Origin of the sequence: Aromatoleum sp., assembly GCF_032027225.1 — a bacterium.
In the GTDB taxonomy this organism is placed as follows: domain Bacteria; phylum Pseudomonadota; class Gammaproteobacteria; order Burkholderiales; family Rhodocyclaceae; genus Aromatoleum.
In genome coordinates, this window is sequence record NZ_JAVSMM010000010.1 from 35,830 (window position 1) to 56,152 (window position 20,323).

A 20,323-nucleotide genomic window follows, 5' to 3' on the forward strand; every position below is an offset into this window, starting at 1 on the left:
TCGTTCGTCTCGGTGTGGACCGCCCTCGTGGTCGCAGTTCCCGCGCTCGGCGCGTGTGCCGGGCCGCAGTCGATCCTCGACCCGGCGGGGCCGGCGGCGTGCGACGCGGCCGGCCTGTGGTGGGGGATGTTCGCCGTCGCCGTCGTCGTGCTGCTCGGCGTCACCGCGACGTGGATCGTCGGGATGGGGCGGCGGCCGCCGACGCTGGAGGACGCGCGCGAGAAGCGGGTCGTGCGCCGCTGGATCGTGCTCGGCGGCGTGCTGCTGCCGTCCTCGTGCATCGTCGTGCTGCTCGTGTTCGGCATCGCCGCGGGACGCCGGATGCTGCCGCTTCCGCGCGCGGGCGAGGCGCCGCTGCGCATCGACGTGACCGCGCGCCAGTGGCGCTGGGAAGTCCGTTACGGCGGCGGCGCGGCGCTGATCAACGAGCTGCGGCTGCCGGCCGGACGGCCGGTGGACGTGCATGTGCAGAGCCTCGACGTGATCCATTCGTTCTGGGTGCCGCGGCTCGGCGGCAAGATCGACGCGATTCCCGGCCGGACCAACGTCGTGCGCCTGCAGGCCGACGCGGCGGGCGAGTATCGCGGCCAGTGTGCGGAGTTCTGCGGCACGCGCCATGCGCTGATGGTGCTGCGCGTCACCGCGATGGAAGCGGGCGAGTTCGCCGGCTGGCTGGAGGCGGCTTCCCGATGACGCGCCCGCGTACGCCCGAGGCCGACCGCATCCACGCCGACTTCGACGAGGTGTGGGGGACGCCGCCGGGCTGGCGCGCGCTGACGGTCGTCAACCACACGACGATCGGCCTGCGTTTCATGCTGACCGGGATCGCGTTCTTCCTCGTCGGCGGCCTCTTCGCGATGCTCGTGCGCGCGCAGCTCGCGCTGCCCGGGCTCGACGTGCTGACGCCGGAGCTCTACAACCAGGCCTTCACGATGCATGGCACGGTGATGATGTTCCTGTTCGCGGTGCCGATCATGGAAGGGCTCGCGGTGTACCTGCTGCCGAAAATGCTCGGTGCGCGCGACCTCGTCTATCCGCGGCTGTCGGCGTTCGGCTACTGGTGCTATCTCTTCGGCGGGCTGATCCTGATGTCGAGCGTCGTGCTCGGCGTCGCGCCGGACACCGGTTGGTTCATGTACACGCCGCTGTCGTCGGTGCCGCATTCGCCCGGTCCGAACCCCGATTTCTGGCTGATCGGGATCACCTTCGCGGAGATCTCGGCGGTGTCGGCGGGCGTCGAGCTCGTCGTCGCGATTCTGCGCACGCGCGCGCCCGGGATGTCGCTCGACCGCATGCCGCTCTACGCGTGGTACATCCTCGTGATGGCGATGATGATCGTCGTCGGCTTTCCGCCGCTGATCCTCGGCAGCATCCTGCTCGAACTCGAGCGCGCCGCGGACTTCGCGTTCTTCGACGTCGCCCGCGGCGGCGATCCGGTGCTGTGGCAGCACCTCTTCTGGCTGTTCGGCCACCCCGAGGTCTACATCATCTTCCTGCCCGCGGCGGGAATCGTGTCGACGCTGCTGCCGGTGTTCGCGCAGCGGCCGCTCGTCGCCTACACGCCGGTCGTGCTCGCGGTGCTCGCGACCGGCTTCATCAGCTTCGCGCTGTGGGTGCACCACATGTTCACGGTCGGTATCCCGCAGCTCGCGCAGGCGTTCTTCTCCGCGGCGAGCATGCTCGTCGCGGTGCCGACCGGCGTGCAGGTGTTCGCGTGGCTCGCGACGCTGTGGCTCGGGCGGCCGCTGTGGAAAGTGCCGATGCTGTGGCTCGCGGGCTTCCTGTTCGTGTTCGTCGCCGGCGGCCTCACCGGCGTGATGCTCGCGCTGGTGCCGTTCAACTGGCAGGTGCACGACACGCAGTTCGTCGTCGCGCATCTGCATTACGTGCTCGTCGGCGGCATGTTCTTCCCGCTCGTCGCCGGCGTGTATTACTGGCTGCCCCATTTCTCCGGGCGGATGCCGTCGGCGCGGCTCGGCCGCTACGGGTTCTGGCTGGTGTTCGTCGGCTTCAACCTGACCTTCCTGGTGATGCACTGGACCGGGCTCCTCGGGATGCCGCGCCGCGTCTATACGTACGAGGAAGGGCTGGGCTGGGACCTGCCGAACCTCGTGTCGTCGATCGGAAGCTTCGTGATGGCGATCGGCGTCGCGACGGTGCTTATCGACATCGCGCTGCATTTCCGCTTCGGCCGCCGCGCGACCGCGAATCCGTGGCACGCCGACACGCTCGAATGGGCGACCTCGCTGCCGCCGGGTCCGTACAACTTCGCGAGCCTGCCGCAGATCGATTCGCGCCATCCGCTGTGGGAGCGCGACGGCCTCGCCGACGAGATCGCGCATGGCCGTCACGGCTTGCCCGGAATAGCGCACGGGCGGCGCGAGACCTGGGGCGTCGAGCCGCTCTCAGGGCGGGTGCGCGAGATCATCCACCTGCCCGGCAACACCTTGCTGCCGTTCGTCGTCGCGGTGCTGCTCGCCGTGGTCTGCATCGGCCTGCTCGCGAAGATTTACCTCCTCGCCGTGGCGTTCGCGCTCGCGGCGACGGCCGGCGTGCTGCGCTGGTCGTGGGAGAACGGCGCCCATCCTTGCGCGGCCCCCGATGCGACGACCCCGCCCGACCATCCGCCGCTGCATTCGCGGACCCGCGACGGCCCGGGCCTGTGGGGCATGAACCTGACGCTGCTCGCCAACGGCGCGCTCTACCTGTCGCTGCTGTTCAGCTGGTTCTACCTGTGGACGGTTGCGCCGGCGTGGCAGATCCCCGCGAGCGGGGCGGCGCGCGGGGGCGGGCTGCTGCTCGCGAGCACCGTGCTGCTGACCGTTGCGTCGTTCGCGCTGCGACAAATCGTGCTGCGCCTCGCCCGCGGGATAGGCGCTGGAGCCGTCGGAGGCTTTGTCGCCATCACGGCGCTCGGTCTGGCCTCGGCCGGACTGCTGGGCTACGCCTTGCTCGACCCGCGGCTTGCGCCGACGGCTACCGCGCACGACGCGCTGGTCGTGTTCATCCTCGGCTACAGCCTGTTCCACTGCGCGCTCGCCGCCCTCGCGACCGCGCTGCAGGTGGGGCGCCTGCGCGCGGGCTATGTCGGTGCGGGGATGCCATATGAACTGCTTGTCGTCGCGCGGCTCTGGTATTACGCCGCCGCGGTCGGCTGGAGCAGTTACGCGGCGCTGGTGCTGTTTCCGGCGGCGTGGGGTGCCGCATGAAGCCGTCGCCGTTCCATCCGCTGCAGATTCCGCTCGGCCTCGTCGTCTGGAGCGTCTGGTTCGTCGCGCTCTACGCCGGCCTCGCGGTCGCATGCGAGGTCGCGCGACCCGCGCCGGGCGAGGGCGCACCGCTGCTCAACGTCGGCTTCGGCGTCTTCACGCTCGCGACCGCGGGGCTGCTCGCGCTGTCCGCGTCCGCCTGCCTGCGGGCGCTGCGCCGCGAACCGGAGCGTCCGCCGCGCGATCGCTTCGTCGCGCGCGTCGGCGCGGCCGTCCATCTGATCGCGCTCGCGGCGACGCTGTTCATCGGCGTGCCGCTGCTGGGGCTGCCGCCGTGCGTTTGAGGGGTCGGACCATGTGCATGTTGCGCGATGTGAAGTCTCTCGGTGCGAAGCGGCTCATGCCGCGCCGACTTTTGGCGGCCGCGCTCTTGGCGGTCGCCGGCGCCGCGTCCGCGCACGAAGCCGGGGCTCTCGCCGATGCGAGTTTCGCGGCGCTGGCGCCGGCGCTGTTCGGCGCGCTCGTGCTCGCGTTCGGGTGGGCGTCGTACCTGCGCGGCCTGCGTCGCGTCTCCGCGCCGCGCGCGGCGCAGGCGGCCTTCCACGCGGCGATGCTGCTGACGCTCGCCGCGGTGTTCGGCCCGCTCGACCGCTGGGCGGAGACGAACAGCGGACTGCACATGGTGCAGCACATGCTGCTGATCGTCGTCGTCGCGCCGCTCGGCGCGCTCGCCGGTGCGCTGCCGCAGTTCCGCGCGGCGCTGTCTGACCGCTGGCGATGGGGGTGGAACGCGCTCGCCGCCTGCGGGCAGCGGCCGCTCGCGATGGCGGTCGTGCATGGCGTTGCGATCTGGCTGTGGCATGCGCCGGGGCCGTACCGGTTCGCGCTCGACAACGGGTGGTGGCACTGGCTGGAGCATGCGAGCTTCGTCGCGAGCGGCTGGCTGTTCTGGTGGGCGGTGCTGCACGCCGGACGCGAGCGCCTGCCGCAAGCGCTGCTCGCGTTGCTGCTGACGCTGATGCACACGGGACTTCTCGGCGCGCTGCTCAGCTTCGCGCGGGTGCCGCTCTACGGGGAAGCGGGGCTGCAGAACCAGCAGCTCGCGGGCCTCGTCATGTGGGTGCCGGGGGGCGGTTTTTATCTGGCAGCGGGGGTATGGGTCGTGTGGCGATTGCTGGCAGCGTCTCCTCGTCCGCGCGCAGCGTCTGCACCATCACCAGGGCGATAGCGGTCAGCGGCGTCGCGAAGATCACGCCGAGCGCGCCGAGCATCGCGCCGAGGAGCACCTGCGCGCTGATCGTCAGCGCGGGCGGCAGGCTCACGCTGTACTGGTCGATCAGCGGCGTCACGACGTAGTTCTCCGCGGATTGAACCGCTAGGTACAGCAGCAGCACCGAAAACACTTCGCTCGTCCCGCCGGTCATCCCGACGAGCAGCGCCGGGAGGAACGCGAGGACCGGGCCGAAGTACGGGACGAAGTCCAGCACGAACGCGATCAGGCCGAGTGCGAGCGCGAGCGGGATATCCATCAGCCACAGACCGAAGGTGACGAGCAGGCCGACGACGCTCATCCGCGCGAACGTGCCGATCAGCCACCAGCGCATCGTCGTGCCGATCGCGTTGAGCACCGCGCCCGTACGGGGCCGCTCTTCGGGCGGCAGCAGCAGCAGGAAGCCGCGACGATAGACGTGCGGCGTCGCCGCGCCGTACAGGCCGATGAAGATCGCGATCAGGAGGCCGGCGATCGCGCCGATCGTCATCGAGAACGCGCCGGTGACGCGCTCGACCCACTTGTTGTCCTCCGGGAGCAGCGCGCGCAGGTTGGTCTCCGAGAACACGATGCGGCCCCACTCGTAGCGGTATACCTCGTCGAGCATCTTTTCCCATGCCTGGTGCATCCGCGGACCGAGTGCGTCGAACTGCGTCGCGAGCTCGGAGCCGAGGAAGTAGCCGCCGAACCCGAGGATCGCCGCGACCGTCGCGACGACGACCGCATACGAGGTCTTTTCACCGAGACCGAGGTGACGCTGGACGCTGCCCGACAGGCCGGTCAGGAACGCGGCGAAGAGGCCGCCGGCGAAGATCACGAGCAGCACGTTCGCGAACGCCCAGACGAGGAGGCCGATCGCGATCAGCAGGAATACCGTCGCCATCGTGGCGAGGGAGCGCCGGTGGCGTTGCGCGTCGTCGTCGGACTTCCGTTTGCCGGCTTGAGAACGGGCGTCGCGCCCGCGGGCGGACCGCCGCGGGCGGGGCTGGGGAGCAGGGCGCGCGATCAAGCCCGATCTCGTCGCGTGAGGGAGGGATCGACCAGCGCGGCGGTGAAAGCCGCCGAACCGGCTGGGCGCCCGCCCGTGTCCGCCGGGCCGGCGACAGAACTCGTGCCCTGGTCGGCCGCACGCTCGATGCGGACGACGAGCAGCGGCCGGCGCTCTTTTGTTTCCGGCGAAGGCTGCGCGGCCTGCGGCACCGCGCCGCCGCGACCGAGGCCGATCACCCGGCCCTTGAATTCCCGCAGCGGCTCGGCGGGACGCACCGTGATCGAATGCGTGTCGGAGAGACTGTAGGGGTTCATGCGCATCACGCCGTCCGCGCTGATGATCCAGCCCGAGCCGAGGCCGCCGATGTCTCGGGGGGAGCCCGGGCCGAGTTCGCCATCGAGATCGCAGCCGCCGTCGTGCCGATCGATCCCGTCGGTCGGCTCGTCCGGCGCCGCGTTGTTCGGCGCTGCGTTATTCGGCGGCGGCGACGCGTCGTTGCCTGCAAGCAGCACGACTCCGCTGCCGGCGCCGCCGTCGGGACTGACAGGCGCAAACGGCGCGCAGTCGTGCAGCATCGGCGCCACGCGGACGACAGCCTCGGCCGACGGTGCGATCGGCAGCAGATGCGACGCGGGCAGTGCCGCGGAGCGGGACAACATGGCGACGGCGATGGCGCCCGCGAACGCGGCGGCTGCCGTCGCACCGGCGACGCTCGTAGCGGACAATGCGTTCATGACAACGTCTCCCATTCGACCCCGATCGGGTATCCGCGCTGCAAGCGCCGTGCCCAGGCTCTAGGGCGTCCACGGGAACGTGTCTTGCTCGCGGAATGCCGCGAGTCCGGCAGGGACGGGCCGCACTTATGCCGTGGGGACGCCTCGCGAGGCGCGCAGGCGGCATTCTTCGACGATCGACAGGAGGTGCAGCATGAACACACGGCGATTCCTGCTCGCGACGCTGGTGACAGGCGCGACGGCGCTGGTTCTTCCATTCCAACTGAATGCTGCGGAAGGTGGCGGTCCGAGCGAGGGGCAGCCCCAGGGCCAGGTGCATCGCGACGCCGGACGGTCCGGCGAGTACATCAACGATACGATCATCAACGCGCGCGTGACGACGGCGCTCGCGAACGTGAACGGGATCGAACCGGCCGACATCAAGGTCGAAACGCAGAACGGCATGGTCCACATCACCGGCTTCGTCGCGACGCAGTCGGCGAACGAGGAGGCGATGATCGCGGTCCGACAGATCGACGGCGTGCGCGACGTCAAGAACGACATGAAGGTCCGGCCGCCGCGGAAGTGACCGAGGTGGTCACGGAAATGGCGGGTACGGAGGTGACGGTCACCGAAGTGTTACGAAAGTGACGTCACGCACGTGCTACGGAAGTGACGAAGTGGCGGTCATGGAAGTGATGCTTGCGCAAGTGGAGTCACCGAAAATCGCTTACGCGGCAGTTCGGAATGCACGGCCGCCGAGGGACGGGCAGGGCTCCGCGTTTGTGCCGGGAGCCGCGCGTTGATGATGCAGGGTCGGCCGGCGCGCATTGAAAAACTTCCACCCTGAGGTAATTCCTCCCGATTTCACCGGTCGTTCACGCAACAGGAGTCGAAACTATGCTCAAGTGGGCAATCATCTTTTTCGTCATTTCCGTGATCGCCGGAATTTTCGGTTTTACAGGCGTCGCGTCCGGCGCGCGCGGCATCGCGAAGGTGCTGTTCTTCATCGCGCTCGCGATCTTCCTGATCGTCCTCGTGTTCGGCGTGATGCTCGGCGTGCTGGTGTTCTAGCGGCGATGTCCGACTTCCTGTTCTTCGTCGGACTCGCGCTGTTCATCGTCGTCTTCGGGCTGCTACCGGGCTTGCTGCTTGTCCCGTGAATGAGTTCCGCTGCTCGGTCGGGAGTGTCCGGCGCGGGCCGGCGTCAGCCGCCGGAGAAGGCCGACACGGCGGCGGCAAGCCGCGGGTGTCGGAGGTCGATGCGCTCAGTCTGCTCCTGTGCAGAGGTTTGTTGTCATCGACAGACTCGGTGCAGGCGGGCGTGCGTCAAAGGCGACAGCCGATGCGGTGGTGAGCGGCAGTCGCGGTGGGTCGGACATCGCTTCGGCGGCGCCGACCCACGCCTCGGCCGCCCGGCGCGAGCTCCGGGTCAATGCAGCTTCACACGCGGCTGCGAGCGATGGGTCAGCCACTGGCCGACGGTGATCAGCACCGTGCGCAGGCCTCCGAGCAGGACTGCGAGGTGGCGGTGGTACAGCGCCCAGTAGCTGAAGCGCGCGAGGTTGCCGCCAACCCGCAGGCGCTTGCCGCTCCCGGGGGTGTTCAGGCTGCCGACGGCCTCATCCTGGCCGAGCGGAATCAGCGCGCCGCGCTCCTTGTAGCTGAATTCGATCGGCGGCTTGCCGGCCAGGCGGCGGCGCAGCGAGCGGGCGAGGAGCTTCGCTTCCTGCTGCGCGACCTGGGCTTTCGGCGGGACGGGTTTGCCGCCTTCGGGCGTGAAGCTCGCGCAGTCGCCGATCGCGAAGATGTCGGCGTCGCGCGTCGTCTGCAGCGTGGGGCGCACGACGAGCTGGCGCTGCCGGTTGGTCTCGAGCCCGCCGAGGCCGTTCAGCACTTCCGGCCCCTGCACCCCGGCGGCCCACACCGTCACGTCCGCGCCGATCACGTCGCCGTTGCGCAGGATGACGCGGCCGCGTTCGACTTTCGCGACGCTGTGATTGACACGCAGGTCCACGCCGCGGCCGACGAGGTCGTCGTGGACGCGCTCCGCGAGCTCCTGCGGCAGTCCGCCGAGCAGCCGCTTGCCGGCTTCGACGACGCAGATCCGCACCGGCCGCTTCATTTGCTGCAGCTGCGAGCCGTAGGACGCGATCTCCTCGACGGCCTCGGTCAGTTCGGCAGCGAGTTCGACGCCGGTTGCGCCGCCGCCGACGATGACGATGTTCACCGGCGCCCCGGTCGTCAGCTCGGCGCGGGTGCACAGCGACAGCAGGCGGCGGTGGAAATGCTCGGCTTCCGCGGGGCTGTTCAGCGAGATCGCATGTTCGCGCACGCCCGGCGTGCCGAAGTCGTTGTCGGTGCCGCCGATCGCGATGACCAGCGTGTCGTACGACAGCGGTCGCCGCGGCGCGATTTCGAGGCCGTCGTCATCGACGAGCGGCGCGAGCCAGATCTGCTTCGCGCGCCGGTCGACATCCTGCAGCCGGCCCAGATGAAAGCGGAAATGGTGCTGCCGCGCCTGTTGCAGGAAGTCGAGCTCGTTGTCGCGCGGCGCGAGCGTGCCGGCGGCGACTTCGTGCAGCAGCGGCTTCCAAAGGTGGGTCGCGACGACGTCGACGAGCACGATCTCGGCTTCGCGGCGGCGCCCGGCGGTGTTGCCGAGGCGCGCGGCCAGCTCGAGCCCGCCGGCGCCGCCGCCGACGATCAGGATGCGGGGCAGCGTCTCGCTCGCGGTCGCGCCGGCGGGTGCGAGGTCTGACGTCGCCTTGCCGTCGCGCTCCTCGTCCTCCGGCAGGTTGTGGTCGCCGGGGGTGCCGAGAAAGTGCATCAGCGGCGCCGACGGCTGGCGCGGCTCGCGGAGCAGGGGGATCGTGCCGCAGTTCATGAATTCCGTTTGCATCGAAAATGCTCCCTTTCGCAAGTCCTGGCGGGGCCGCGCGCGAGCCCGCGGCTTCGGTGTTCCCGTGCCGGGCTCGCGCGGCCCGGCAGCGCCGCAGGCGGCCGTTAACGTCTGAACCGGTTCCGCGCTTACCCGTTCCCGACCGGGAACAGGCTGTCCCAGCTTTCCTTCACCGACGCGATGACCACTTTCGCCGCGTCGGGGTCGCCGTGAAGCATCGCCGACAGGTACGCGCGCGCCTGCTTCGTGGTGATGTGCGGCGGCAGCGGCGGCACGTTCGGGTCGGTGACCATTTCCAGCACCGTCGGCCGGTCGGCGGCGAGCGCAGCGTCCCACGCGCGCCCGACTTCGGCCGGATCGGCGACGCGGATTCCCCCCAGGCCGAGCATCCGGGCGTACTCGGCGTACGGGAAGTCCGGAACGTCCTGCGCGGTCGAGAACTTCGGGTCGCCTTCCATCGCGCGCTGCTCCCAGGTCACCTGGTTCAGGTCGCCGTTGTTCAGCACCATGACTACGAGCCGCGGGTCGCGCCAGCGCTGCCATTCGCGCGCGACCGTGATCAGCGAGTTGATGCCGATCATCTGCATCGCACCGTCGCCGAGCAGCGCTATCACCGGGCGGCCCGGGTGTGCGAACTTCGCCGCGACCGCGTAAGGCATCGCCGGACCCATCGTCGCGAGCCCGCCAGACAGCGACGCCATCATCCCGCGGCGGATCTTCAGGTCGCGCGCATACCAGTTCGCCGCCGAGCCCGAGTCGCAGGTCAGGATGCAATCGGCCGGCAGCCGCGGCGACAGCTCCCAGAACACCTGCTGCGGGTTGATCGGATCGGCGCGGTTCATCGCGCGGCTCTCGAGCACGCGCCACCAGCGATCGACGCCGCTCTCGATGACCTCGCGCCAGCCGCGCTGCTCCTTGCGCACCAGCAGCGGGATCAGCGCCGCGAGCGTCGCCTTGCTGTCGCCGATCAGCCCGAGCTCGACCGGGTAGCGCAGGCCGAGCATGCGGCCGTCGATGTCGATCTGCACCGCGTGCGCCTGGCCTTCGCGCGGCAGGAATTCGGAGTACGGGAAGCCCGAGCCGACGATCAGCAGCGTGTCGCAGCGCTCCATCAGGTCCCAGCTCGGCTTCGTGCCGAGCAGCCCGATCGAGCCGGTCACGAAGGGCAGATCGTCGGGCACCGCCGCCTTGCCGAGCAGCGCCTTCGCGATGCCGGCGCCGAGCAGCTCGGCCACTTCGATAACCTCGTCGGTCGCCTTCAGCGCGCCGGCGCCGACCAGCATCGCGATGCGCTCGCCGCGGTTCAGGATCTGCGCCGCGCGGCCGAGCTCGTCGGGCGGCGGCACGCTGCGCAGCGACGGGTAGCCGATGCTGGTATGTACGGTGCCGTGCTGGCGCGGCGGTTCGGCGGCCGGCATGTCCTGGATGTCGTTCGGGAAGATGATGCAGGTGACGGTGCGACGGTCGCGCGCGATGCGCATCGCGCGGTCGACGAGGTGTCGCACCTGCTCGGGCGTCGTCGCCATATGGACGTACTCGTGCGCGACGTCCTTGAACAGCGACAGCAGATCGACTTCCTGCTGGTAATCGCCGCCGAGCGCCGTGCGCGCCTGCTGACCGACGATCGCGACGACCGGCTGGTGGTCGAGCTTCGCGTCGTACAGCCCGTTGAGCAGATGGATCGCACCGGGACCGGAGGTCGCGAGACAGACGCCGACTTCGCCGGTGAACTTCGCGTGCGCGCAGGCCATGAAGGCCGCGAGCTCCTCGTGCCGCGCCTGGACGAAGTCAATGCGCCCATTCAGGCGCCCGAACGCGCCCATGGTCCCGTTGATGCCGTCGCCCGGAAAGCCGTAGATGCGCTGTACGCCCCAGCTGGCGAGTCGGTCGAGCAGGAAGTCTCCGACAGTCATCGTCACCGTTGTTACCCCCATCGTCGCAGTGCATTGCGGTGACGGGGCAAACACCATTCCTGCCTCCGGCGCGGGAAAATTTTTCAAAGTGCCACGCAGTGTGACGGAAATGCGACAAGTGTGGCGTAAGTCCTGCCGAGGTCGAGCCTGCAACCGGGCACCGCCCCCGATCGGGCTCAAACCCTTGCGGTGCCTGATGGTTGTGATCTTTTGGAGGGAATCGTCATCCTCGCGCTGCACGTTGGGGAGCGACGCGGCTCGATTCCTGCTTTCATTCCACTGTGAAAAAGTCGCGAATCGTGGCGGATCGCCGAAAGGCGCCCGGCGGAGAGCGGGAGGCGCCCAGCCGCCCACGCGTCGACACTGCGGCCCGGATGCTCCGGGCGAGAGCCTCGAGGACTGTCATGCCCTGTTCTGTTTACTGTCTCGTCAGCCATGCCGAGGAAGTGCAGCCCGCGATGGAGAGGCTCGCGTCGGCGGGTGTGCCGAACGAGGAAGTGACCGTGATCTTCCGCGCCGGCGAATCGTGGCTTGCGCGCGACGCCCCCGAAGTCTCCTTCCTCGCATCCGCGTCCGTCTGGTCCGGCCCATTCACGTCGCTGTCACTATGGTGGGCGCTTGCGTCCGTCGGATTCGGCGCGCCGACAGCGGCGGCGCAGCAAAAAAAACGACGCCAGAGCGTCGTCGTCCCTTCCGCGGTCTTCGAAGCCCGACGCCTGCGGCGGCCGGCGAGCTGATCGTCCGAGCCGACACCCGAGATTCGAATCCTCCTCAAAGTGCCGCGGCTCGACGTCGCGGGCGTCGGCCTACGCCTCCGGGAACCTGGTCCGCGTTGTCGGGCGCTACAACCCGACCGCAAGACGTACCAAACGCCGGGATAGCGGAAGCGCCTGCCCGATCACAGCGGAGCCAGTGCTCTCGGCTCCGGTGTGATCGGGCTTTTGTGCACCGGACCGCCGAGTCCGCGATTTTCCGCGGAGCCGCGGTCCGGGGGGACCTTACGCCGCCCGGTTCGAATGGGCACGATCCGCGCCTTCCGCTACCGCGCCGCGCATTTCCTCGCCGGCTTGCCGCGTCGCCTCGCCGACGCGTTCCGCCTCACGACGGGCTGCTTCGGTCTGGCGGTCGATGACCTCGCGGCTGCGCTCGAAGCCCTGGCGGACCGTCGCGCGGAACTGCTCGCCGCCTTCGCGCAGGGTTTCGCGCGTGACGTCGGTTAGGGACTCGGTCGCCATCGCCATTTCGTCGGCCTGCTGGCGCACCAGCTCCTTGAGCTCGTTGAGGCTCTCGGACCCTTGCGCCTGCAGCTCCTCGAGGCCCTGGCGCCAGGTTTCGGTGATGTCCATCGCCTGCTGCTCCCAAAGGCGTCCAAGGTGTTGCTGGATCTCGCCGTTGGTCCGACCCGCGTGATCGGCCGACTGCAGCATCGTTTCCGTCGCGGTCGAGAAGATCCGCATCGTGCGGTCGTCGGCAATTTCGAACATGCGCGAGTAATCCGGCAGGCCCCAGGCCGAGTACGCCCGCGCCTGCGCTCGCATCACGACGCGGGCGGTGGCCGCCTGCATGTCATACAGCTGGCCGAGATTGCGTAACGCCGTTGCCGTCAGGTTGATGCCCAGCGTCTGCCGGCCCTGGTTCGGACCGGATTGGCGCTGGTTGCCCTGATTTGCTTGAGCACCCTGATTGCTCTGTGTCCGTGGTGCAGCTTGGCGCCCTTGCTCGGGACGTTCCTGGACTTCGCCCTGGGTCCGGTTGCGAACTTCGTCCGCTGCCCGTTCCGTCCCGCGCGTGTCGTGTTCGGTCGTGCGTTCCACGGGTTGTCGTCCTTGTGCCATCGTTCTACTCCTGTCGAGATTTGAAAAAGCAAAAAAGACTGCTTCCCGGCCGATCCGGGTTTCGTCGCAAGTCTCTTGTTGCGCCCTCGGAAAGCCCTCGTGGGGCACTGTTGCATAGCAACATCGGGGCCAGCGGAGCGGCGGGACGGATGTGTCTGGCCGCATCCCGCGAGGGCCGCGGGATCGAGAGAAGGGGGGGACGCTTGAATCTTCCGGTCCGCGCAGGGCGGTGGGGAAAGATTTGCACGCTGCCGAAAAAAGTACGCGTTCTCCCGATTCCGCCTCGCGCGGCCCCTTTTCGGACGGGGAGCGCAGCCCTGGATTGGCCGGGCGGCGGATCGTGTGTGGATCGACGTGTACCCCCGGGAAAGGCCGGCACTGGAGCTTCCGGAAACCGTGAACGTTGGACGTGGCGGCGCTCGGTCCACTCACTCTACGGGTCAGCCCTGCGTTGGCGGGGCGGCCGTCGGGCGGCGCGTGCCGCAGGCGAAGGCCGGCGCGCAGCCTGGCTCCACAGCCGGTTCGGCAACGCATGAGCCGTCACGAATACGGCCGGCAGGCGAGGGCAGCGATCGACGAGGCGCGGGCAAAAGCGGCATCGGCGGTCGGTGCGCACGCGACCGAGGTGGGCGCCCACGCGGTGGTCGGTTCAGTCCTGCTTCTTGCTGATCGCCCGCGCGAGGTCTTCCTTGCTCATCGTCGAGCGGCCGCGGATGCCGAGTTGCTTCGCGCGCTCGTAGAGTTCCTGGCGGGTGTGGCCGAGGACGTCGACGCCGCCGAAGGTTTCGCCCTTGCCGCGGCGCTTGTCGGCGGTCGATTGCAGCGCGCGGGGGTCGGACGGGCCCGGGTGGGCTTTCGCTTCCCAGTGGTCGCCGACCTTTTCGAAGCTGTGCTTGAGCGCGGCGATCGCCGTGCGACTCGCGCGCTCGCCGGGGCCGTATTCCTTTTCGGCGCTTTCGAGCACTTTCGCGTAGGTGCGCTGCGCCTTCGTCGGCGAGCGCTTCAGGGTTCCGGGCAGATTGTCTTGCTGGCGTCTGGGCATGGTGGTGGCGGCCTCAGATTTCCGCAGGTTGTTCGGCGGCGCGGCGTTGCGCGGCGGGGTGCGCAATCACGTCGTGCACGGCGCGCTGATGCGGCGTCGGGTGCGGTCCGGCGGCGATGATCGCCTTCACCGGCAGGTGGTCGGAGGCGATGCGCGAGTCGGCGCTGCGGTGCGTTTCGAACGCGAGCAGGTTGTGGCGCGGCCGGACCCAGACGCGGTCGAGCGCGAACAGCGGCAGCCGCGCCGGGAACGAGCGCTCGGCCGGAGCGTGTCCGAAGATGCCGTGCAGCCATCGCAGCGGCCGGCCGAGCGGCAGCCATTCGTTGATGTCGCCGAGGACGACGACCGTCTGCTCGACTGGGAGATCCCGCAGCAGCGTGAGCATCTTCTGCACCTGGTAGCGGCGTTCGGCGGGCATCAGGCCGAGGTGCATCACGATCACGCGCACGATCTCGTCTTCGACGTCGAGCGCGACGTCGAGCGCCCCGCGGGGTTCACGGCTGCGATAGCTGAGGTCGTGCTGCTGCACCGACAGAATGGGCCGGCGGGTGAGCAGCGCGTTGCCGTAGTGCCCTTCGTGCCGGATGATCGTGTGGCCCGCGATCGGGGTCATTCCGGTCACCGCGGCGATGAAGTCGAGCTGCATCGAGTCGTGTCCGCCTTCGGGCCGGTTGTCGACTTCCTGCAGTCCGACAGTGTCGCAGTTCAGTTCGGCGATCACGCGCGCGACCCGTGAGGCGTCCATCAGTCCGTCGCTGCCCACGCAGCGATGGATGTTGTACGACGCGATTCGCAGGCAATCGGCGCCGAGCACCTGGTCGAGGTTGCGCCAGCTAGCGAGCCCGGTGGTCTGTGTGGCCATGGGGGACGTGTTGCTTTTGCTGTTTCACGAGCCAGCGCCGCACCGCGAGCGTCAGCAGCGTCACCGACAGCACCGCCGCGGCGAGCAGCTTGTAGTCGATCCGCTCGGGGTCGTGCAGCGCCGCTTCGAGCTGGTCGCCGAAGATCGTCGTCGCGAGCGTGCCGGGCAGCATGCCGAGGAAGGTGCCGAACATGAAGTGCCACAGCCGGATGCCGATTGCCGCGGCGACCAAGCCTTCGATCGCGAACGGCGCGAGCGGCACGAGCCGCAGCGCGGTGACCGCGATCAGCCCGCGGCGCCGTAAGGTGTCGATCACGCGGTGCAGGCTGTGGCCGGCGAGGCTGTGCACCCGGTGGCGCGGCAGCCGCAAGCCGGCGACGTAGGACAGGAAGGCTGCCAGCAGGATGCCCGAGATCCCGTACGCGAAGCCGAGATACGGGCCGAACGCGACGACGGCGGCGAGCGTGATCAGCGGGCGCGGGAACATCACGATGCACGCGGGCGTGTAGGCGAGCAGGATCACGAGCGGCGCCCACCAGCGGTTCGCAAACTCGCGCGCCCACGCGGTGACGACCTCGCCGTCGACCCATTCGGCGAGCGGCGTGTAGCGCCACAGCGCGGTCAGCGCGCCGACGACCAGGAAGAAGAGGCCGATCTTCGCCGCGACCCGGCGCACGAGGGCCATCCGGCCGGCTTTCCGCTCGCGGTAGTCGGTTTCCTCGTGCTCGAGTTCCGGACTGAAGTCCTCGATCAGCTGGTCGACGAGCACCGGCCCGCTCGGGTCGCCGACGCTCGCGAGCTCGATGACGGCCTGCGGCCAGTCGGGCAGCTGCTCGATCCGCTTCAGCGTGCGGCACTTGCCGGCGAGCTCGTCGATCGCGCCGTGCAGCGTGCCGTTGCGCTGCACCGCCGCTTCGACCTCCTGCGGCTCGGCGTCGAGGTGCTCGGCGAGCAGGCGATTGCGGAAGTGCCGCATCGCCGCCGCCACGCGCCGATTGCCGCCCGCCTCGATCGCCGCGTCGCACTCGCTGTCGAAGCCCATCGAGCGGTTGCACAGGTTCGCCGAACCGATGCGCAGGATTTCGTCGTCGACAATCATCAGCTTCGAATGCAGGTCGATGCAGATGTTCTCCGCGAGGCCGTCGATGTGCGGGTAGTAGATGTGGAAACGGCCGTAGCGATCGGCCTCGCGCAGGCGCTGGATCAGGCGCGTACGCAGCACGTGCATCGTGTGCTCTTCGAGCCAGCCGTGGCTGAACAGCCGGACGACGACGACGATCTCCGGGCCGTCCGGTTCGGCGAGCCGCTGCGCGAGCGCCTCGCCGATGCCGTACGCGGTGAAATACTGGTTTTCGGCGTAGATGCGGTGTTTTGCCGCCCGGATCATGTCGAGGTACAGCGCCTCGACTTCGTGAATACCGGGGCGGGTCGTCGACTCCGGCAGGGTGCGCGCGAACGCGACGTCCACGTCGGTGAGGTCGCAGTGCAGATGCGGCGGCCACGGATCGCCGGCGAGCGCGGGGATCGGTGGCAACTTGCGGCCGGTCGCCGCCTCCCACCGGGCGCGTGCGATGCCGGACAGCGCCTGCGCGGCTTCGCCGTCGACGGCCATCATCAGGTCGTGGAACGGCGGGTAGGGGGTCTCGCCGCACATCCGCCGCTCGTCGTCGGGCCGATGCGCGCAGGTGTCCCAGCGCCGCTCGGTGAGATCGAAGCCGCCGATAAAGGCCATCGCATCGTCGATGACGACGATCTTCTGGTGGTGCGATCCGCTGACCGGGTGCGTGTTGTCGTATGCGATGTGCACCCGGTGATGCGGCTTCCAGCCGAAGCCGAGGCTGTGCGGCAGCTCGCGGTCGGCGCCGAACACCAGCGGATAGTCCCAGTCCAGGATATGGATCTCGAGGCCGCGGCGGCGCTTTACGAGCCAGTTCAGGAAATCGCCGAGACGATTCGGCGTCCCGTTCGCCGGGCCCTCGTCGAAACGCAGCCGCGCGTTGCTGTTGTAGTCCCAGGCCAGCACGACGATCGAACGCGTCGCGCGCTGGGCCGCATCCATGAACGCGCGGAAATACGCTTCGCCGTCGACGAGGAGCGCGACCCGGCCCGCGTTCGCGACGGTGCAGCAGTTGCGCCCCGGCTCGAAGAGGCTGGGACGGCCGACCCATTCCTCGGTGTGGCCCTCGTCGAGGTCGATCGTTACGGTCGGTTGCAGCGACGAACCCATCAGACTCCCCGGCCGCGGTCCCCGATCTGCTGGATCAGGCTCAGCAGCTCGTCGGCGTGTTCTTCCTCGACCGCGAGCACGCTCTCGAACAGCCGCCGCGTCGTCGGGTCCGACGTGCCGATGTACTGGATCGACTCGCGATAGCTCTCGATCGCGATCCGTTCGGCAACGAGGTCTTCCTTGATCATCTCGATCAGCGATTCGCCGGGGATGTACTCGGCGTGGCTGCGCGTCGTCAGCGTGTCGGGCGAAAAATCCGGCTCGCCGCCGAGTTGCGAGATGCGCTCGGCGAAGAGATCCGCGTGTTCCTCCTCCTCATGCGCGTGCTCGAGGAATTCGTCGGCGATGCCGGCGGATGCAAGGCCCTTGGCGGTGAAGTAGTGGCGCTTGTAGCGCAGCGTGCAGACGATCTCGGTCGCGAGCGCTTCATTGAGCAGGCGCAGGATCGTCTCGCGGTCGGCCGAATAGTTCTCCGTCAGCGCGCCTTCCTCGATGTGGCGCCGCGCCCGTTCGCGCAGCGTGCGGACGTCGGACAGACCCGGCGTGACGGGAGGTTGTGGCGGCTGTGGCTGGATGGTCATGAGCGGCTCCTTGCCGACGATAGGGTTCCCGGACAACAGCAAGCGCTGTGCCGCTCGCGACCGCACCGGGGCTTCCCTTGCGGCATCCGATACGGCTGCAGTTTTGACATTTGCGTGTAAGTTCTTCCGCCGGAGGCCGCGAGCGCCGCGGCTTCCGGTGGAGGTCTGCGGCGCTGCCCGGAGGAACGCCATTACGGGCTCCCGATGAGCCGGTCCGCGCATCTCGAGGGTTCCGCGCCGTCGAACGCCGTGCGACCGGGCGCGGGATGCCGGACCGCAGCAGCCGTGGCGCCCCGAACGCTCATCGGCCTTGTCGGCGCGGTTTCGTCCGCCGACGCCCTCTTAGGGCGAGGGATAAAAAAGCGCCGGCGGGGGGCCGGCGCAAAGGGGGAGATACACGGAGACAAGAATGCAAGGGCGACCGAACGGCGGGAGGACGGCCGGGCTCGTACCGCGTCCGCAGAGCAGATGCGGCATGCCTCGGTGCCGGGCCATCCTCTTCCTTTCGGAGCCCTCGCCGACCTACGTGCGAACGGCGTGCCTGCCTCGTGCCGCGGAGCGCGACGCGCGCGGGAAGCGGCGGGGGATAAGGGCGGAGGTGGCGGCAAGAGGGCGGGGCCGGAGAGCGTCGGAAGGGGGGATGGTGGCGGACGGCCGGAAGGACGCGGAAGGCGGAAGGCGGAAGGCGGAAGGCGGAAGGCGGAAGGCGGAAGGCGGAAGGCGGAAGGCGGAAGGCGACGTAAAGGGACGTAAGGAACGGTAAGGCCGGACGGGGACGGACGGGGACGGACGGGGGACGGACGGGGGACGGGGACTGAGGCGGGAGGAGGCGGGCGGCGGAGGACGGGAGACGACCTGATGGACGGCCGGACCGACACGGCCGGAAGCCATCGGACGATTCATTTGCTACAACACGGATAGTTCCATCTGTTCCCGACACTATCCCATCCGGGCACGCGGCTTGCCCCGTCGCGTCGCTGCCGGGCCGGTTTCGTGCGCGTTGCGCGGGCCGGGAGCGCGGTGAAGGAGCCTTCGAATGACATTGCCGCTGTCCGTCGCCGTGGTTACCGAAACCTATCCGCCGGAGCTGAACGGCGTGTCGCTGACCGTCGAACGCGCCGTGCGCTTCCTGCGCGAGCGCGGGCACCGTGTGTCGCTGGTGCGGCCGCGGCAGGCGGACGACGTGGGCGACGGCACGGACGCTATCGACCGGCGCGACCTGCTGCTGACACGCGGCCTGCCGCTGCCGCGCTATCCCGGGCTTCAGTTCGGGCTGCCGGCGCCGCTGCGGCTCGTGCGGCAGTGGCGGCGTGTTCGGCCGGACGTCGTGCATATCGTCACCGAAGGCCCGCTCGGATGGTCGGCGCTCGTCGCGGCGCGCCATCTCGGCCTGCCGGTCACGAGCGACTACCGCACGCATTTCCAGAAGTACAGCGGCTTCTACCGGCTCGGGCTGTTCGCGGACGTCATCAACGGCGCGCTGCGGCGTTTTCACAATCGCACCGACACGACCTTCGTCGCGACCCCCGCGCTCGCAGCCGAGATGAGCGCGCTCGGCTACCGGAATCTCGCCTGCGTTGGTCGGGGCGTCGATGCGGAGCTGTTCTCCCCGGCCCGGCGCAGCCAGGCGCTGCGTGCGAGCTGGGGCGTCGGCGAGAGCGACCTCGCTGTGCTCTACGTCGGCCGGCTCGCACCCGAGAAGAGCCCGGCCGTCGTACTCGACGCGTTCCGCGCGCTACGCGAAGACTTTCCGACGGCCAAGCTCGTCTGGGTCGGCGACGGCCCGCTGCGCAGCGCGCTCGCTCGCGACGCGGACGGGCAGGTGTTCACCGGCGTGCAGCGCGGCGAAGCGCTTGCCGCGCATTACGCGTCGGCGGATCTTTTCCTGTTCCCGAGCTTGAGCGACACCTTCGGCAACGTCGTCGTCGAAGCGATGGCGAGCGGGCTGCCGATCGTCGCGTTCGACGCCGGTGCGGCGCGCCAGCATCTCATCGACGGCGTCAGCGCGAGCGTCGTGAGGCCGCCGGAACCTCGCACCTTCATCGACGCCGCGCACGCGCTCGCCGGCAACGAAGCGCTGCGGCGATCGTTCGGGCACGCTGCGCGGGAAGAAGCCGAACGGCTCGCGTGGCCGGTGATCCTCGCGCAGTTCGAAGCGCGGCTTGCGCTGCACGTCCACCATCCGCTCGCGACCGCCGATGTCGCCACGGCGGCCTGACTGCGTCGAGCGGCTGCTCGCGTACGACCGCGCGTGCGTCGTCACGCTCAACCGCGCGCTCGCGCATCGGCCCTGCCTGCTGCTCGCGCGTGCGATCAGCCGGCTCGGCGACGGCGAACTGTGGGTGGGGCTGATCCTCGTGCTCGCGCTGCTGCATGACGGCGCCGGCGCGCGCTGCGCGCTGCATCTCGCGGCCGCGGCGGGCGGCGGCCTGCTCGTCTATCTCGCGGCGAAGCGGCGGGCTGGCCGGCACCGGCCGTACGTGCACCTGAAGGAATTGCAGCTGTGCGCGCGGCCGCTCGACGAATTCAGTTTTCCGTCGGGCCACACGCAGCACGCGGTGGCGTTCGCGATCATCGTCTCGGCGTATTTCCCGGCGCTCGCGCTGCTGCTCGTGCCGTTCGCGGTGCTGACCGGTGTCGTGCGCGTCGTGCTCGGGCTTCACTATCCGAGCGATGTGCTCGCCGGCGTCGTGATCGGAAGCGGCGTCGCCGGCCTGTCGCTCATCGCGCTGCCGGTGCCCTGAACGACCTCGGCGTTGCATCGCGCCGATGATGCGA

General features: G+C 69.3%; 18 protein-coding genes. 9 read left to right on the plus strand and 9 right to left on the minus strand.

Annotated features, from left to right (window positions below):
• Positions 1–27: 27 nt before the first annotated feature.
• Genes coxB through ROZ37_RS12390 form a run of 4 tightly spaced genes read left to right on the plus strand, consistent with a single transcriptional unit; the run spans position 28 to position 4,437 of the window.
• Positions 28–693, plus strand: a complete 666-nt coding sequence (gene coxB, locus ROZ37_RS12375) for a cytochrome c oxidase subunit II (protein WP_312659743.1) — start codon at positions 28–30, stop codon at positions 691–693.
• On the plus strand, positions 690–3,209 hold the full coding sequence (gene ctaD, locus ROZ37_RS12380) for a cytochrome c oxidase subunit I (RefSeq protein ID WP_312659744.1): 2,520 nt from the start codon (positions 690–692) through the stop codon (positions 3,207–3,209). The genes coxB and ctaD overlap by 4 nt, the downstream gene beginning before the upstream one ends.
• A complete protein-coding gene (locus ROZ37_RS12385; RefSeq protein WP_312659745.1) occupies positions 3,206–3,553 on the plus strand; it encodes a hypothetical protein in 348 nt (115 codons plus the stop codon). The genes ctaD and ROZ37_RS12385 overlap by 4 nt, the downstream gene beginning before the upstream one ends.
• Before the next feature lie 56 nt (positions 3,554–3,609).
• Positions 3,610–4,437, plus strand: a complete 828-nt coding sequence (locus ROZ37_RS12390) for a cytochrome c oxidase assembly protein (protein ID WP_312659746.1) — start codon at positions 3,610–3,612, stop codon at positions 4,435–4,437.
• Here the strand turns inward: ROZ37_RS12390 and ROZ37_RS12395 are convergent.
• Complete coding sequence (locus tag ROZ37_RS12395) at positions 4,322–5,362, minus strand: AI-2E family transporter (RefSeq protein ID WP_312659748.1); 1,041 nt, start codon at positions 5,360–5,362, stop codon at positions 4,322–4,324. The two genes, ROZ37_RS12390 and ROZ37_RS12395, sit on opposite strands and share 116 nt — an antisense overlap.
• Positions 5,363–5,484: 122 nt before the next feature.
• Positions 5,485–6,204 (minus strand): hypothetical protein, encoded by a 720-nt coding sequence (locus tag ROZ37_RS12400; protein ID WP_312659749.1) that lies wholly within the window; start codon positions 6,202–6,204, stop codon positions 5,485–5,487.
• A 193-nt stretch (positions 6,205–6,397) separates the two neighbouring features.
• Between ROZ37_RS12400 and ROZ37_RS12405 the strand changes: the two genes are divergently transcribed.
• The gene (locus ROZ37_RS12405; protein WP_312659751.1) at positions 6,398–6,772 is read left to right on the plus strand and encodes a BON domain-containing protein; all 375 of its coding nucleotides are present in this window, start codon (positions 6,398–6,400) and stop codon (positions 6,770–6,772) included.
• Between the two features lie 311 nt (positions 6,773–7,083).
• Positions 7,084–7,257 carry a DUF1328 domain-containing protein gene (locus tag ROZ37_RS12410; RefSeq protein WP_312659752.1) on the plus strand — a complete coding sequence of 58 codons (174 nt, stop codon included), beginning with the start codon at positions 7,084–7,086 and terminating at the stop codon, positions 7,255–7,257.
• Positions 7,258–7,615: 358 nt separating this feature from the next.
• Here the strand turns inward: ROZ37_RS12410 and ROZ37_RS12415 are convergent, their stop codons facing one another.
• Both ROZ37_RS12415 and ROZ37_RS12420 read right to left on the minus strand, forming a co-directional pair.
• Positions 7,616–9,085, minus strand: coding sequence for an NAD(P)/FAD-dependent oxidoreductase (locus ROZ37_RS12415; protein ID WP_312659754.1), 1,470 nt, complete (start codon positions 9,083–9,085; stop codon positions 7,616–7,618).
• A gap of 128 nt (positions 9,086–9,213) precedes the next feature.
• Positions 9,214–10,998, minus strand: a complete 1,785-nt coding sequence (locus ROZ37_RS12420; RefSeq protein ID WP_312659897.1) for a thiamine pyrophosphate-requiring protein — start codon at positions 10,996–10,998, stop codon at positions 9,214–9,216.
• 404 nt (positions 10,999–11,402) lie between these two features.
• On the opposite strand from ROZ37_RS12420, the gene ROZ37_RS12425 reads away from it, so the two are divergent.
• On the plus strand, positions 11,403–11,735 hold the full coding sequence (locus tag ROZ37_RS12425) for a hypothetical protein (protein ID WP_312659755.1): 333 nt from the start codon (positions 11,403–11,405) through the stop codon (positions 11,733–11,735).
• 261 nt (positions 11,736–11,996) lie between these two features.
• Here ROZ37_RS12425 and ROZ37_RS12430 read toward each other — a convergent pair whose 3' ends face one another.
• The 5 genes from ROZ37_RS12430 to ROZ37_RS12455 all read right to left on the minus strand — a co-directional run bounded on the left by ROZ37_RS12430 (position 11,997) and on the right by ROZ37_RS12455 (position 17,545).
• Positions 11,997–12,833: a hypothetical protein gene (locus ROZ37_RS12430; RefSeq protein WP_312659757.1), complete on the minus strand. Its 837-nt coding sequence runs from the start codon at positions 12,831–12,833 to the stop codon at positions 11,997–11,999.
• Positions 12,834–13,482: 649 nt separating this feature from the next.
• Positions 13,483–13,875 carry a ChaB family protein gene (locus ROZ37_RS12440; protein WP_312659759.1) on the minus strand — a complete coding sequence of 131 codons (393 nt, stop codon included), beginning with the start codon at positions 13,873–13,875 and terminating at the stop codon, positions 13,483–13,485.
• 13 nt (positions 13,876–13,888) lie between these two features.
• Complete coding sequence (locus ROZ37_RS12445) at positions 13,889–14,737, minus strand: endonuclease/exonuclease/phosphatase family protein (protein WP_312659761.1); 849 nt, start codon at positions 14,735–14,737, stop codon at positions 13,889–13,891.
• A complete protein-coding gene (locus ROZ37_RS12450) occupies positions 14,709–16,964 on the minus strand; it encodes a VTT domain-containing protein (protein WP_312659763.1) in 2,256 nt (751 codons plus the stop codon). Before ROZ37_RS12450 ends, ROZ37_RS12445 begins: the two co-directional genes overlap by 29 nt.
• Positions 16,964–17,545 carry a ferritin-like domain-containing protein gene (locus ROZ37_RS12455; protein WP_312659766.1) on the minus strand — a complete coding sequence of 194 codons (582 nt, stop codon included), beginning with the start codon at positions 17,543–17,545 and terminating at the stop codon, positions 16,964–16,966. Before ROZ37_RS12455 ends, ROZ37_RS12450 begins: the two co-directional genes overlap by 1 nt.
• Positions 17,546–18,581: 1,036 nt before the next feature.
• Here ROZ37_RS12455 and ROZ37_RS12460 point away from each other — a divergent pair.
• Both ROZ37_RS12460 and ROZ37_RS12465 read left to right on the plus strand, forming a co-directional pair.
• Positions 18,582–19,763, plus strand: a complete 1,182-nt coding sequence (locus ROZ37_RS12460) for a glycosyltransferase family 1 protein (RefSeq protein ID WP_312659768.1) — start codon at positions 18,582–18,584, stop codon at positions 19,761–19,763.
• Entirely contained in the window at positions 19,744–20,289 is a 546-nt protein-coding gene (locus ROZ37_RS12465) for a phosphatase PAP2 family protein (protein ID WP_312659769.1), read from the plus strand. Before ROZ37_RS12460 ends, ROZ37_RS12465 begins: the two co-directional genes overlap by 20 nt.
• The last annotated feature ends 34 nt before the right edge of the window (positions 20,290–20,323 follow it).

Excerpts from the sequence above, each read along its gene's own strand:
- ROZ37_RS12430 (WP_312659757.1), bottom strand. The coding sequence starts at position 12,833 with ATGGCACAAGGACGACAACCCGTGGAACGCACGACCGAACACGACACG.
- ROZ37_RS12460 (WP_312659768.1), top strand. The coding sequence starts at position 18,582 with ATGACATTGCCGCTGTCCGTCGCCGTGGTTACCGAAACCTATCCGCCG.
- ROZ37_RS12415 (WP_312659754.1), bottom strand. The coding sequence starts at position 9,085 with ATGCAAACGGAATTCATGAACTGCGGCACGATCCCCCTGCTCCGCGAG.
- ROZ37_RS12440 (WP_312659759.1), bottom strand. The coding sequence starts at position 13,875 with ATGCCCAGACGCCAGCAAGACAATCTGCCCGGAACCCTGAAGCGCTCG.
- ROZ37_RS12410 (WP_312659752.1), top strand. The coding sequence starts at position 7,084 with ATGCTCAAGTGGGCAATCATCTTTTTCGTCATTTCCGTGATCGCCGGA.
- ROZ37_RS12400 (WP_312659749.1), bottom strand. The coding sequence starts at position 6,204 with ATGAACGCATTGTCCGCTACGAGCGTCGCCGGTGCGACGGCAGCCGCC.
- ROZ37_RS12455 (WP_312659766.1), bottom strand. The coding sequence starts at position 17,545 with ATGACCATCCAGCCACAGCCGCCACAACCTCCCGTCACGCCGGGTCTG.
- ROZ37_RS12450 (WP_312659763.1), bottom strand. The coding sequence starts at position 16,964 with ATGGGTTCGTCGCTGCAACCGACCGTAACGATCGACCTCGACGAGGGC.
- ROZ37_RS12395 (WP_312659748.1), bottom strand. The coding sequence starts at position 5,362 with ATGGCGACGGTATTCCTGCTGATCGCGATCGGCCTCCTCGTCTGGGCG.
- ROZ37_RS12405 (WP_312659751.1), top strand. The coding sequence starts at position 6,398 with ATGAACACACGGCGATTCCTGCTCGCGACGCTGGTGACAGGCGCGACG.
- ROZ37_RS12420 (WP_312659897.1), bottom strand. The coding sequence starts at position 10,998 with ATGACTGTCGGAGACTTCCTGCTCGACCGACTCGCCAGCTGGGGCGTA.
- ROZ37_RS12390 (WP_312659746.1), top strand. The coding sequence starts at position 3,610 with ATGCCGCGCCGACTTTTGGCGGCCGCGCTCTTGGCGGTCGCCGGCGCC.
- ROZ37_RS12445 (WP_312659761.1), bottom strand. The coding sequence starts at position 14,737 with ATGGCCACACAGACCACCGGGCTCGCTAGCTGGCGCAACCTCGACCAG.
- ROZ37_RS12465 (WP_312659769.1), top strand. The coding sequence starts at position 19,744 with ATGTCGCCACGGCGGCCTGACTGCGTCGAGCGGCTGCTCGCGTACGAC.
- ROZ37_RS12425 (WP_312659755.1), top strand. The coding sequence starts at position 11,403 with ATGCCCTGTTCTGTTTACTGTCTCGTCAGCCATGCCGAGGAAGTGCAG.
- ctaD (WP_312659744.1), top strand. The coding sequence starts at position 690 with ATGACGCGCCCGCGTACGCCCGAGGCCGACCGCATCCACGCCGACTTC.
- ROZ37_RS12385 (WP_312659745.1), top strand. The coding sequence starts at position 3,206 with ATGAAGCCGTCGCCGTTCCATCCGCTGCAGATTCCGCTCGGCCTCGTC.